A 12,305-nucleotide genomic window follows, 5' to 3' on the forward strand; every position below is an offset into this window, starting at 1 on the left:
GCGTCGCGGCGCAGGACGGTCCGGGCCGGGCGGGCCGCTACTTGTCGCCGTCGCCGCCCTGCGGCTTGCCGATGCCGTCGTAGATCTCCTTGCACATCGGGCAGACCGGGTACTTCTTCGGGTCGCGCCCGGGGACCCACACCTTGCCGCAGAGCGCCACCACGGGAGAGCCGGAGAGCGCGCTCTCCATGATCTTGTCCTTCTGGACGTAGTGCGCGAAGCGCTCGTGGTCGCCGTCCCCGTGGGACACCTGCGGGACGGGCTCGACCAGGGTGCCGGTGCCGAGGCCGCGCTCGGGCTCAAGAGTGCTCATGAGTGCCAAGTCTATGGGCGGTCCGGGAAACCCGGCCAGTGTCGGGCCCGGCGGCCGGTCGCCGGGGCGCGGGCGGGTACGGGGAACGGCCCGGCGGCGGACCCCCGGGCTCAGTTCAGCGTGGGGTCGTCCGGGTACGTCGCCAGGAGCGCCAGCGGGCCGCGCTGGCGGCGCAGCACCGAGCGCCAGAGCCGCTCCGGCTCCGGGCTGGAGATGTCGCCCGGCTCGCAGTCCACCAGGTACCAGGCGCCGGAGGAGATCTCCGCCTCCAGCTGCCCCGGCGACCAGCCCGCGTACCCGGCGAAGATCCGCAGCCCGCCCAGCTCGCCGGCCAGCACCTCGGGCGGCGCCTCCAGGTCCACCAAGCCGATCGCGCCGTGCACCCGCCGCCAGCCGAGCGGCTCGACGGTACCCGGCTCCCCCGGCGCCACCGCCAGGCCGAGCGCCGAGTCCAGCGCCACCGGCCCGCCCTGGAACACCACGGCCGGCCGGCCGACCAGGCCGCCCCAGCCGTCCAGCACGCTGCCCACCTCGACCGGGGTCGGTCTGTTCAGCACGACACCGAGCGCCCCCTCGGCGTCGTGGTCGAGGAGGAGCACCACCGCCCGGGCGAAGTTCGGGTCGGTGAGCACGGGGGTCGCGACGAGCAAACGGCCGGTGTGGGACCGGTCTCCGTGCGAATGGGCCGCCGTCATGCCTCACATGATCCCGCAGAACGGCCGGGGGCGGACACCGCAACACGAAGGCCGTCCGAACCGCCGCCGCCACGCCGCGCGAACACCCGTACGGACGCACCGGCGGGCGCGACACCACCCCGCGAGAGCACCATCACGGGAGAGGCTCACGGGAACCACCGATACGCCCACTACCATCTACTTCTGGTGGACGCCCTTATGCGGTGCCGACTCGGTCACGCCGGGGGCCCGAACGCGCCCGTACGACCGGTCCACCGCCCGGCTCCCGTTCCGGAGCCCCACCCACTCCTCTGGCACCCCGGATTGCGAGAACGATGACCGACGACGTCCTGCTGGTCCACGGCGGAAACCCGCTCGAAGGCGAAATCCGCGTCCGTGGTGCGAAGAACCTGGTCCCCAAGGCCATGGTCGCCGCCCTCCTCGGGCAGGGCCCCAGCAGACTGCGCAACGTCCCGGACATCCGTGACGTCAAGGTGGTCCGCGGACTGCTCCAGCTGCACGGTGTCACCGTGCGCACCGGCGACGAGGACGGCGAGCTGATCCTCGACCCGTCCCACGTGGAGAGCGCCAACGTCGCGGACATCGACGCGCACGCCGGCTCCTCGCGCATCCCGATCCTGTTCTGCGGCCCGCTGCTGCACCGCCTCGGCCACGCCTTCATCCCCGGCCTGGGCGGCTGCGACATCGGCGGCCGCCCGGTCGACTTCCACTTCGAGGTGCTCCGCCAGTTCGGCGCCACCATCGAGAAGCACCCGCAGGGCACCTACCTGGTCGCCCCGCAGCGGCTGCGTGGCACCCGGATCGAGCTGCCGTACCCGTCGGTCGGCGCCACCGAGCAGGTGCTGCTCACCGCCGTCCTCGCCGAGGGCGTCACCGAGCTGCGCAACGCGGCCATCGAGCCGGAGATCGTCGACCTGATCTGCGTGCTGCAGAAGATGGGCGCGATCATCTCGATGGGCACCGACCGGACCATCCTGATCACCGGCGTCGACGAGCTGGGCGGCTACACCCACCGCGCGCTGCCGGACCGCCTGGAGTCCGCCTCCTGGGCCTGCGCCGCACTGGCCACCAAGGGCGACATCTACGTCCGCGGCGCCCGCCAGCTGGAGCTGATGACCTTCCTCAACACCTTCCGGAAGGTCGGTGGCGCCTTCGAGGTGGACGACGAGGGCATCCGGTTCTGGCACCCGGGCGGCGAGCTCAAGGCGATCGCGCTGGAGACCGACGTCCACCCCGGCTTCCAGACCGACTGGCAGCAGCCGCTGGTGGTCGCGCTGACCCAGGCGACCGGCCTGTCCATCGTGCACGAGACGGTGTACGAGTCGCGGCTCGGCTTCACCGGCGCGCTGAACCAGATGGGCGCCCACATCCAGCTCTACCGCGAGTGCCTCGGCGCCACCCCGTGCCGCTTCGGCGCCCGCAACTTCCTGCACTCCGCGGTCGTCTCCGGCCCGTCCAAGCTGATCGGCTCCGAGCTGGTCATCCCGGACCTGCGCGGCGGCTTCTCGTACCTGATCGCGGCGCTGGCGGCCGAGGGCACCTCGACCGTGCACGGCATCGACCTGATCAACCGCGGCTACGAGAACTTCATGGAGAAGCTGCGGGACCTCGGCGCCCACGTCGAGCTGCCCACCGAGCAGCTGGTCGACGCCTGACCGGCACCCGGCCTACGGCGAGAGGCCGGGCCCCCCGGAAGGGGAGCCCGGCCTCTCGGCGTTCAAGGGGTTGCTCAGGCGCCCTTGGCGGCTTCCTTGAGCTTGGAGCCCGCGCTCACCTTGGCGCTGTAGCCGGCCGCGATCTGGATCGGCTCGCCGGTCTGCGGGTTGCGGGCGGTGCGGGCAGCGCGGTGGGTGCGCTCGAAGGTCAGGAAACCGGGGATGGTGACCTTCTCGTCGCCCTTGGCGACGACCTCGCCGACGATCTCGGCGAAGGCGGCCAGAACGGCGTCGGCGTCCTTGCGGGTCACCTCGGCGCGCTCGGACAGCGCGGCCACCAGCTCACTGCGGTTCATGTGTACTCCTGTGGTCTGTTCGCTTGCGGTGTGCGGGGGCCCATCGGTGCTCCCACCGGGGGGCACCCGGATGGGCCGCAGGTCCGCACACTGTGCTCATGCAGGCAATGCGTGGTCGCAGGCCGGGTCCGTAGCCGATGCCGCGCGCCGGAGCCTTCGAAGGCCCGCCCGCCTGCCTGGATACGAATCCTGCCCCGACCGGCCCCGAGAAAGCCAATCGGGCCCCGACCGGGCCACCCGAACATCGCCCGCCCGTTGGAGGTGTGACGCTCCGTCGGCTCCGGCGGACCGGGCGCGGACGGCGGTCGGGACGACTCGCCGGAAGACCAGGGGGACGTTCCGTACTTGTCGGACACGCCTGCCCCGTGCAGGGCTACCGTACGCCCTAGGACTGACAAGCCCAAACACGCCCCTCGCCCTTGTGTCGCAAGGGTTCGGGGCGGGCCTGGGCGGGTAAGCGCGCTATTCGGACATTTGGCCGATCCGCGACACGAGCCGCGGGGCTCCCGTCAGAGCTTGACGGCGGGGAAGGAGGCGGTGTCGAGCGTGCCGACGATGCCCGGGGTCGGACGGGGCGCCACGGGGGCGTCCTGAGCGCCCGCCAGCGCGGCCTCGCGGACGGCGGAGGCCACCGTCTTGGCGACGTCCTTGTGGAAGACGCTGGGGATGATGTAGTTCGCGTTCAGCTCGTCGTCGGCGACGGTGGTGGCCAGCGCCCGGGCGGCGGCGATCATCATCTCGGTGTTGACCGTCCGGCTCTGGGCGTCCAGCAGGCCGCGGAAGACGCCCGGGAAGACCAGCACGTTGTTGATCTGGTTGGGGAAGTCGCTGCGGCCGGTGGCGACCACCGCGGCGGTCTGCCGGGCCACCGCCGGGTCGACCTCCGGGTCCGGGTTGGCGAGCGCGAAGACGATCGCGTCCTTCGCCATGGTGGCGATGTCGTCGCCGTCGAGCACGTTCGGGGCCGAGACGCCGATGAAGACGTCGGCGTCCGCCACGGCCTCCTTGAGGCTGCCGGTGCGGCCCGAGCGGTTGGTGTGGTCGGCGATCCAGCGCAGGTTCTCGTTGAGGTCGTCGCGGCCCTGGTGGACCACGCCGCGCACGTCCGCGACGGTGGCGTGCTCGACGCCGGCCGCCAGCAGCAGCTTGAGGATCGCGGTACCGGCGGCGCCGGCGCCGGACATGACGACCCGAATGTCGCCGATCCCCTTGCCGACCACCTTGAGCGCGTTGGTGAGCGCCGCCAGCACCACGATCGCGGTGCCGTGCTGGTCGTCGTGGAAGACCGGGATGTCCAGCGCCTCGCGCAGCCGCGCCTCGATCTCGAAGCAGCGCGGCGCGGAGATGTCCTCCAGGTTGATGCCGGCGAAGCCCGGGGCGATCGCCTTGACGATGGCCACGATCTCGTCGGTGTCCTGGGTGTCCAGGCAGATCGGCCAGGCGTCGATGCCCGCGAAGCGCTTGAACAGGGCCGCCTTGCCCTCCATCACCGGCAGCGCGGCGGCCGGGCCGATGTTCCCCAGGCCGAGCACCGCGGAGCCGTCGGTGACCACGGCGACGCTGTTGCGCTTGATGGTGAGGCGGCGGGCGTCCTCGGGGTTCTCGGCGATCGCCATGCAGACCCGGGCGACACCCGGGGTGTAGATCATGCTGAGGTCGTCACGGTTGCGGATCGGCAGCTTCGAGGACATCTCGATCTTGCCGCCGAGGTGCATCAGGAAGGTGCGGTCCGAGACCTTGCCGATCGACACGCCGTCGATGGTGCGGAGCTTCTCGACGATCTCCTCGCCGTGGGCGACGGACGAGGCGGCGACCGTCACGTCGATCCGCAGTGCCTCCAGGCCGGAGGCGGTGACGTCGAGGCCGGTGACCGAACCGCCCGAGGACTCGACCGCCGTGGTGATCGCGCTGACGGCGTTGCCCCGGGCCGGGACCTCCAGCCGCACCGTGATCGAGTTGGAGACACTGGGCACCGTCGCCATCGACGCTTCCTTCTTCCGTCCATCGGCAGGCTCAACATTTTGTTGAAGGCATCGCCTGCGCATGCTAGACCTCGATCGTCGCACCTTCCAAGGGGTAGCCAGAAATAACGTTCATTGAGTGTGCGGATCCGACAACTTCTTGCCTCTCCGGGCCGATGCGTTACATTGGACGGGACACCGGCTCGATCCAAGCCCCCGGGCCCAACCTTCGTCCCTTCGAGGGACCACTTGCCGCGAGGCGAGCATGGCGGGTCGGTGTCATCAGCGTCTGAAGGCCCCTCACCGTCGGTGAGGGGCCTTCGCCGTTCCGGCCGACCGACCGTCAGCCGTGCAGCAGCGCGGGCACGCCGGCCGCGTCCGGCAGGTCGTCCGGGCCGGAGAGCACGGTCAGCCGCTGGGTCGCCCGGGTCAGCGCCACGTAGAGCACCCGCAGGCCGGCCTCCGACTCGCCGGCGATCCCGGTCGGGTCGGCCACCACGGTCGCGTCGTACTCCAGGCCCTTGGCCTCCAGGCTGCCCAGCGCCACCGCGCGCTCGCCCAGGCCGTCGATCCAACCGGCCGCCTCGGCCCGCCGGTCCATCGGCACGACGACCGCCACCGTGCCGTCCACCTCCGCCAGCAGCCGCTCCAGCTCGGCCCGGGCCGCGGCGCCGAAGGCCTCCGGCGACGGGTCGGTGACGGCGGCGAACCGCGGCTCCACGCCGACGTGGCGCACCGCGCTCGGCGACGGCGTGCCCGGCGCGGCCAGCGCCAGCACCTTCGCCGCCACCTCGGCGATCTCGGCCGGGTTCCGGTAGTTCACGGTCAGCGTGTAGCGGCGGCGCGGCTTGCCGGAGAGCACCTCGTCCAGCGCGGCCTGCGCCTCCTGCGGGAACGGCCAGGAGGACTGCGCCGGGTCGCCGACGATGGTCCAGGTGGCCATCCGGGCCCGGCGGCCGATCATCCGCCACTGCATCGGCGTGAGGTCCTGTGCCTCGTCGACGATCACGTGGGCGTACTCGGTGCGCTCCACCGGCACCCGCTCACGCTGTCTGGAGCTGCGGTCGGCGAAGGTGGTGACCTCCTCCAGGCCGCTCAGCAGGTCCACCGCGTCCACCTCGCGGACCTTCGGCCGGGCCGCCTCGCCGAGCAGCACCTGGAGCTCGTCCACCAGCGCCACGTCGTGCGCGGACAGCGCGCCCCCGCCGCGGCCGTCCAGCTGCCGCCAGGACGCGGCCAGCACCTTCGCCTCCTCCGGCGTGACGGCACGGCGGGCGATCCGGTTGGTGTGGCGGCTCTGCTTCAGCGTGCCGAGCACCCCGCGCGGGGTCAGGGCGGGCCACCAGGCGTCCAGGAAGTCCAGGAACGGCGCCTCGTCCGAGACGTACTCGTCGAACGCCTCCTTCTCCTCCTGGCGCTGCTCGCGGGCGTAGTGGTCGGCGGGCCTGGGCAGGTGCCGGGTGGCCTCCTGCCAGAGCGCGTCCAGCAGCAGCCGGCGGGCCCGCGGGCGCAGCAGGTTCAGCGGGGTGCCGCCGGAGCCGATCACGTTGCCGCGGACGGCCTTCAGTCGGCCCGCGTCCAGCCGCAGCACCTCACCGCGGGCGACCACCTTGAGCTCCTGCGGGGCGCGCAGCTCCAGCGCGCCCCGGGCGGCCCGGCGCAGCAGCTGCACCATCCGGGCCGAGCCCTTGATCCGGGCGGCCTCAGGGGTGTCGTAGGTGCCCGCCTCGATGCCGTCCACCAGCGAGCCGACCGCGCGGATGGCGACCTGCCCCTCCTCGCCGAGCGCGGGCAGCACGCCCTCGGTGTACGAGACCAGCAGCGGGGTCGGGGAGACCACCAGGATTCCCCCGGCGTAGCGGCGCCGGTCCTGGTAGAGCAGGAAGGCGGCACGGTGCAGGGCGACGGCGGTCTTGCCGGTGCCGGGGCCACCGGTGACCAGGGTGGCGCCGGCCGCGGCGGCGCGGATCACCTCGTCCTGCTCGCGCTGGATGGACGAGACGATGTCGCGCATCGAGTGGCTGCGGGCCCGGCCGAGCGAGGCCATCAGCGCGCCGTCGCCGACCACCGCCAGCTCCCGGCCGTCGAGGGTGGGGGTGAGGTCGGGGCGGAGCAGGTCGTCCTCGACGCCGATCACCTTGCGGCCCTTGGAGCGGATCACCCGGCGGCGGATCACCCGGCCCGGCTCCACCGGGGTGGAGCGGTAGAACGGCGCGGCCGCGGGCGCCCGCCAGTCGATCACCAGCGGGCCGTACTCCGCGTCCAGTACCCCGAGCCGGCCGATGTGCAGGGTCTCGGCGACGGCCGGGTCGGCCGGGTCGAGGGGGGTGTTGGAGGGGATCCCGTGCTCCTCCGGGGCGTCGGCCTGCTGGAGGTCGATCCGGCCGAACAGGAAGTCCTCGAACTCGTTGTTGAGCCGCTGGAGGTGCGCGCCGGCCCGGTAGACCTGGGCGTCGCGCTCGGCGAGCGCGCCGGGGGTGCCGACGTGCACGCGCTTGGCGGCGTCCTCCAGGATGTACTCGGCCTCGGCGAGCTTCTCCTCCAGGCGGTGGTAGACCGTGTCGAGGTGGTGCTGCTCGCCGGCGATCTCGCGCTCGCGGACGGTCTCGGAGTCGGTGGCGGCGGTGGTGTCCGTGTTGCTCTGCATGGCCTCGGTGGTTGAAGCGGGAGTCCGGCTCTGGGAAACGAGCGGACGGAAGATCCTACGCCCCCGCCCCCGCGGCGCGGCGCACCGGGAGCCGGGAAAACGCGAAGGCCGCCCCCCGCGGTGCGGTGGACGGCCTTCACTGTGAACATGGGGTGGTGGAGATGCCGGGAATCGAACCCGGGTCCAGTGGAGTGGATTCAGGACTTCTCCGAGCGCAGTCCGCTGTGAGTTTCTCGGCCCTGGCGGTCACGCGGACAAGCCGCCAACAGGCCCAGCTGCTGTTTGATTTCCCATCCACCCCCGCAGCCCGGGCGGACGGTTGAGTTCCCTAGATTATGCCAGGGTCCGGGTCGGGAACTCCCCGGTCTGACACCCAAGCGCTATCGGTGCTTATTAGGCAGCGAGAGCGAACTGCTGGGAATCGCTCTTAGAGTTGGCGATTATTTGTTTGCGACAGATGGTTAACGAGATCATTGCCGCGTTCCTCGGCTCGCTTCTCCTGTTTCGACGTCCCCTGTCGAAACCGATCATCCCCATGTTTTGTTGAGAAACAGCTCGGACGGTGGCCGTCCGTGTTGCTGGCGCCATAGTACGCGAGGCGGCCAGCGGGGGTCCAGCGGATTAACCGCGCGCCGCGCGGGGGTCAGCTCTGGCGACGCCGGGCCGCCGCGACGGCCCGCGCCGTCTCGCGGGTGTCCTGCTTCTCGCGCAGCGTCTGACGCTTGTCGTACAGCTTCTTGCCGACGGCGAGCGCGAGTTCGAGCTTCACCCGGCCGTCCTTGAAGTACAGCGAGAGCGGGACCAGGGTGTGGCCGGCGTCCCGGACCTTGGTCTCGATCTTGCGGATCTCCAGCTTGTGCAGCAGCAGCTTGCGCTTGCGCCGCGCCGCGTGGTTGGTCCACGTCCCCTGGGTGTACTCGGGGATGAAGACGTTGTCGATCCACGCCTCGTGGTTCTGGATGTAGGCGTAGCCGTCGACCAGGTTGGCCCGCCCCTCCCGCAGCGACTTGACCTCGGTGCCGGTGAGCACGAGACCGCACTCGTAGGTGTCGAGGATGGTGTACTCGTGCCGCGCCTTCTTGTTCTGCGCGATCAGCTTCTGTCCGGTTTCCTTTGCCATAACACGGGCATTCTCGCACCTCCGCCGGGGTCGGGGCAGCCCCTTTAGGTGCGCGTCCTAGGTGCGCGTCCCCAGCCCGGCGAGCACCCGCAGCGCGAGCGCCCCGGCGTCCTCGGTGCCGGCCGCGGGCACGTCCGGGGTCAGGCCGCCGCCCTCCGGGGACCGGCCGGACGGCGTGAAGTAGCGGCCGACGGTCAGCTCCAGCACCGCGCCGTCGGCGAGCCGGCTGGGCTGCTGGACGGTGCCCTTGCCGAAGGTCCGGGCGCCCACCACGACGGCCCGGCTGCGGTCCTGGAGGGCGCCGGTGAGCAGTTCGGCCGCGCTCATGGTGCCGCCGTCGACCAGCACCACCAGCGGGGTCCGCTGGTCGCCGCCGGCCGGGGCGGTCAGCTCGCGGGTCTCGCCGCGCTCCTGGTAGGAGCCGATCGGGCCGCCGTCCAGGAAGGCCGCGGCGGTGCCGGCGGCCTCCTCGACCAGCCCGCCGGAGTTCCCGCGCAGGTCGAGCACCACGCCGGCGTGCGGGCCGCGCAGGGCGGCGCGCACCTGTTCGGCCACGCCGCTGGTGAAGGCCCGCACGGCGATCCGGACGACGCCCCGGTCCAGCCGCTCGACCGCGACCTGCTGGCTGTCCAGCAGCGCCCGGCGCAGCCGGACCTCGCGGACCTCCCCGTCGGCGCGCTGGACGGCCAGCACGACCTCCGAGCCGACCTGGCGCTCGCCCTCGCGCCCGCGCAGCCGGGCCACCACCTCGGTGACCGGCAGGCGGTCGGCCTGGTCCGCCCCGATCCGCAGCAGCCGGTCGCCCGCCGCGATCCCGGCCTCGGCCGCCGGCCCGCCCGGCTGCACCTGCGAGACGGCGGTCACGCCGTCCTGGCCGCGGCCGACCGAGAGCCCCACGCCCAGGTAGCGGCCGTCCAGGCCCTGGCTGAACTCGGCGTACTCCTGCGCGCTGTAGTAGGCCCCCCAGCGGTCGCCGTTGGCGCCGATCAGGTGCTCGGCCTGCTGCTCGGAGAGCGCGGCACCGGCCGGGTCCTGGCCGGCCGCGAGGGTGGCGACGGCGGCCGGGGCGGCGTCGGCGGACAGGCGCCGACCCGGCGCGTCCGAGTCGCCCCAGCCGCCGGCGGCGGCGCCGGCCAGCAGCACGGCGCCGAACACCAGGCTGAGGGTGGCCGCCTGACGTGCCCTGCGCGGAGTTTCTGGCATGGCATCGGAGTGTAGGCGCAGCGCGCGGCACGGCGGGCCGGAACGGGGGACGGCGGAACGCCGACGGCCCCGTACGGCGCAGTGCCGTACGGGGCCGTCGGGGCCGGGCGGGGTCAGACCTTGAGGTACTTGCGGAGGGTGAAGAAGGCCGCGATGCCGGCCATGCCCATACCGACCACCACCAGCAGCGGTATCACCGCCAGCACCGAACCGAGCCCGATGAAGTGGATGAACTGCACCCGGTCGGCCAGCCAGTTGTGGACGAAGAAGTGCCCGCCGAGCAGCAGCCCGGAGGCCATCACCGCGCCGAGCAGCGCGGCGAACGCGGCCTCGGCGATGAACGGCATCTGGACGTAGAAGTTCGAGGCGCCGACCAGACGCATGATGCCGGTCTCGCGCCGGCGGCTGTACGCCGACACCCGGACGGTGTTGACGATCAGCAGCAGGGCCACGAAGAGCATCAGCACCATGATCACGAACGCCGCCGTCTGCAGACCGTTCAGCAGGCCGAAGAGGTTCTCCAGGATCTTCCGCTGGTCCTCGACCGACTTCACGCCCGGCTTGCCGGCGAAGGCGCTCTGGATGACGTCGTACTTGGTCGGGTCCTTGAGCTTCACCCGCCAGGACTGCGGGATGGCCTCCGGGCCCAGGACGGAGATGAGCGGGTTCTCCGGGTTCATCTCCTTCCAGTGCTTGTACGCCTCCGTGGAGTTCTCGAAGGTCGACGACTGGACCACCGAGTCCATCTTGTCCAGCTGGGACTTGATGTCGGCGATCTGCTGGTCGGTCGCCGCGCCCGCCTGGCACTGCGGCGAGTTGCGGGCGTCCGACTTCGTGCAGAAGTAGATGCTCACCTCGACCTTGTCGTACCAGTACCCCTTCATGGAGTTCACCTGGTCACGGACCAGGAGCGAGGCACCGGCGAGGGCGAGGGAGAGCGCGACGCTGACGACGACCGCGATGGTCATCGTCAGGTTGCGGCGGAGACCCACACCGATCTCCGACAGGACGAACTGGGCGCGCATGCGTTTAACAACTCCAGGGTCGGTACTGCTGGTCTGGCGGGACGGCCGGCGGCCTACGGGATCAGTGCTGGTACCCGTAGACGCCGCGGGCCTGGTCGCGGACCAGCAGCCCCTTGTCGAGCTCGATGACGCGCTTGCGCATCTGGTCGACGATGGCCTGGTCGTGCGTGGCCATCAGCACCGTGGTTCCGGTGCGGTTGATGCGGTCGAGCAGCTTCATGATGCCGACCGAGTTCTGCGGGTCGAGGTTGCCGGTGGGCTCGTCCGCGATCAGCAGCATCGGACGGTTCACGAACGCCCGGGCGATCGCGACGCGCTGCTGCTCACCACCGGAGAGCTCGCCGGGCATGCGGTCCTCCTTGCCGCCGAGGCCGACCAGGTCGAGCACCTCGGGCACCACCTTGTTGATGGCGCTCTTGGGCTTGCCGATCACCTCGAGGGCGAAGGCCACGTTCTGCGCGACCGTCTTGTTGGGCAGCAGGCGGAAGTCCTGGAAGACGGTGCCCAGCTGGCGGCGCATGTGCGGCACCTTCCAGTTGGACAGCTTGCCCAGGTCCTTGCCCAGCACGTGCACCTCGCCGGTGCTGGGGCGCTCCTCGCGCAGGCACAGGCGGAGGAAGGTGGACTTGCCCGAGCCGGACGAGCCGACCAGGAAGACGAACTCACCCTTCTCGATCTCCAGCGAGACGTTGTCCAGGGCGGGACGGTTCTGCTTGGGATAGGTCTTGGAGACGTTGTCGAATCTGATCACGGCTGCATCACGGGGGCCATCCTAGGCGGCGCCAGTCCTCGGTCGATCCACCCCAGGGCCGCCCGGCCCGGGGACGGGCGGAGGGAACGGAAGGGCCGCTCCCGGCTTGGGACCATACGCGAAGCGGCGCCGGGCCCGCAGGGCCCGCCCGCGACATTTGACGAAACCTGGGGGACAATGCCCCGTTATGCCCGGAAAATTAGGAGGCATCTCACAGCGCGGGGGCCGGAACGCCCGGAACCTGGCAGAGTGGAGGTGGTGGCCGTGATCGGCCGCTCCCCCGCACAGGGCAAGAGAAGGAACCAAAGCCCCGTCCGGTGCGTTGGCTCAGCAGCAAGGAGGAGATCGCATGACGTGCGACCATCTGGTGTGCGCCAACTGCAACGGCCGCGTGAGCGAGGGCCGGTGCCCGGTCTGCCGCGCCAACCGGGCCCGACTGCAGGAGCAGCACGGCCCGTTCGCCGCCCTCTCGCCCGCGATGCTGCTGGCCCTGCTGGCCGGACTGCTCGCGGTGGCACTGATCGCCCGGCAGGCGCTGGCCTGACGCGTCGGACGCGCAAAGAAAGGGCCCCCCGACAC

11 protein-coding genes and 1 other RNA gene are annotated in these 12,305 nt (G+C 71.5%); 2 read left to right on the forward strand and 10 right to left on the reverse strand.

Annotated features, from left to right (window positions below; translation table 11 throughout):
- Window positions 1-37: 37 nt before the first annotated feature.
- Window positions 38-313: a DUF3039 domain-containing protein gene (locus RMN57_RS15535; protein ID WP_238862815.1), complete on the reverse strand. Its 276-nt coding sequence runs from the start codon at window positions 311-313 to the stop codon at window positions 38-40.
- A gap of 110 nt (window positions 314-423) precedes the next feature.
- Entirely contained in the window at window positions 424-1,008 is a 585-nt protein-coding gene (locus RMN57_RS15540) for a YqgE/AlgH family protein (protein ID WP_313763989.1), read from the reverse strand.
- Window positions 1,009-1,322: 314 nt separating this feature from the next.
- On the opposite strand from RMN57_RS15540, the gene murA reads away from it, so the two are divergent.
- The gene (gene murA, locus RMN57_RS15545; RefSeq protein WP_313763990.1) at window positions 1,323-2,663 is read left to right on the forward strand and encodes a UDP-N-acetylglucosamine 1-carboxyvinyltransferase; all 1,341 of its coding nucleotides are present in this window, start codon (window positions 1,323-1,325) and stop codon (window positions 2,661-2,663) included.
- A 74-nt stretch (window positions 2,664-2,737) separates the two neighbouring features.
- On the opposite strand, the gene RMN57_RS15550 is transcribed toward murA, so the two are convergent.
- The 8 genes from RMN57_RS15550 to ftsE all read right to left on the reverse strand — a co-directional run bounded on the left by RMN57_RS15550 (window position 2,738) and on the right by ftsE (window position 11,726).
- Complete coding sequence (locus tag RMN57_RS15550) at window positions 2,738-3,019, reverse strand: HU family DNA-binding protein (protein WP_030059737.1); 282 nt, start codon at window positions 3,017-3,019, stop codon at window positions 2,738-2,740.
- Between the two features lie 509 nt (window positions 3,020-3,528).
- Window positions 3,529-5,001: an NAD-dependent malic enzyme gene (locus RMN57_RS15555; RefSeq protein WP_313763991.1), complete on the reverse strand. Its 1,473-nt coding sequence runs from the start codon at window positions 4,999-5,001 to the stop codon at window positions 3,529-3,531.
- Window positions 5,002-5,323: 322 nt separating this feature from the next.
- Window positions 5,324-7,627, reverse strand: coding sequence for a UvrD-helicase domain-containing protein (locus RMN57_RS15560; protein WP_313763992.1), 2,304 nt, complete (start codon window positions 7,625-7,627; stop codon window positions 5,324-5,326).
- A 153-nt stretch (window positions 7,628-7,780) separates the two neighbouring features.
- Window positions 7,781-8,162, reverse strand: a transfer-messenger RNA (tmRNA) gene (gene ssrA / locus RMN57_RS15565).
- A 108-nt stretch (window positions 8,163-8,270) separates the two neighbouring features.
- Window positions 8,271-8,747, reverse strand: a complete 477-nt coding sequence (gene smpB / locus RMN57_RS15570; RefSeq protein WP_313763993.1) for an SsrA-binding protein SmpB — start codon at window positions 8,745-8,747, stop codon at window positions 8,271-8,273.
- Window positions 8,748-8,804: 57 nt separating this feature from the next.
- Window positions 8,805-9,950, reverse strand: coding sequence for a S41 family peptidase (locus tag RMN57_RS15575; protein WP_313763994.1), 1,146 nt, complete (start codon window positions 9,948-9,950; stop codon window positions 8,805-8,807).
- A gap of 113 nt (window positions 9,951-10,063) precedes the next feature.
- Window positions 10,064-10,975, reverse strand: coding sequence for a permease-like cell division protein FtsX (ftsX, locus tag RMN57_RS15580; protein WP_238862822.1), 912 nt, complete (start codon window positions 10,973-10,975; stop codon window positions 10,064-10,066).
- 61 nt (window positions 10,976-11,036) lie between these two features.
- Window positions 11,037-11,726 carry a cell division ATP-binding protein FtsE gene (ftsE, locus tag RMN57_RS15585; RefSeq protein ID WP_148644607.1) on the reverse strand — a complete coding sequence of 230 codons (690 nt, stop codon included), beginning with the start codon at window positions 11,724-11,726 and terminating at the stop codon, window positions 11,037-11,039.
- A 349-nt stretch (window positions 11,727-12,075) separates the two neighbouring features.
- On the opposite strand from ftsE, the gene RMN57_RS15590 reads away from it, so the two are divergent.
- Complete coding sequence (locus tag RMN57_RS15590) at window positions 12,076-12,270, forward strand: hypothetical protein (RefSeq protein WP_238862823.1); 195 nt, start codon at window positions 12,076-12,078, stop codon at window positions 12,268-12,270.
- Window positions 12,271-12,305 lie beyond the last annotated feature (35 nt).

It is taken from the genome of Kitasatospora sp. CM 4170 (genome assembly GCF_032110285.1).
GTDB classification, from domain to species: Bacteria; Actinomycetota; Actinomycetes; order Streptomycetales; family Streptomycetaceae; genus Kitasatospora; species Kitasatospora aburaviensis.

Bases quoted from the DNA above. Each gene is read 5' to 3' on its own strand.
- RMN57_RS15535 (WP_238862815.1), bottom strand. From the start codon at position 313: ATGAGCACTCTTGAGCCCGAGCGCGGCCTCGGCACCGGCACCCTGGTC.
- RMN57_RS15540 (WP_313763989.1), bottom strand. From the start codon at position 1,008: ATGACGGCGGCCCATTCGCACGGAGACCGGTCCCACACCGGCCGTTTG.
- murA (WP_313763990.1), top strand. From the start codon at position 1,323: ATGACCGACGACGTCCTGCTGGTCCACGGCGGAAACCCGCTCGAAGGC.
- RMN57_RS15550 (WP_030059737.1), bottom strand. From the start codon at position 3,019: ATGAACCGCAGTGAGCTGGTGGCCGCGCTGTCCGAGCGCGCCGAGGTG.
- RMN57_RS15555 (WP_313763991.1), bottom strand. From the start codon at position 5,001: ATGGCGACGGTGCCCAGTGTCTCCAACTCGATCACGGTGCGGCTGGAG.
- RMN57_RS15560 (WP_313763992.1), bottom strand. From the start codon at position 7,627: ATGCAGAGCAACACGGACACCACCGCCGCCACCGACTCCGAGACCGTC.
- smpB (WP_313763993.1), bottom strand. From the start codon at position 8,747: ATGGCAAAGGAAACCGGACAGAAGCTGATCGCGCAGAACAAGAAGGCG.
- RMN57_RS15575 (WP_313763994.1), bottom strand. From the start codon at position 9,950: ATGCCAGAAACTCCGCGCAGGGCACGTCAGGCGGCCACCCTCAGCCTG.
- ftsX (WP_238862822.1), bottom strand. From the start codon at position 10,975: ATGCGCGCCCAGTTCGTCCTGTCGGAGATCGGTGTGGGTCTCCGCCGC.
- RMN57_RS15590 (WP_238862823.1), top strand. From the start codon at position 12,076: ATGACGTGCGACCATCTGGTGTGCGCCAACTGCAACGGCCGCGTGAGC.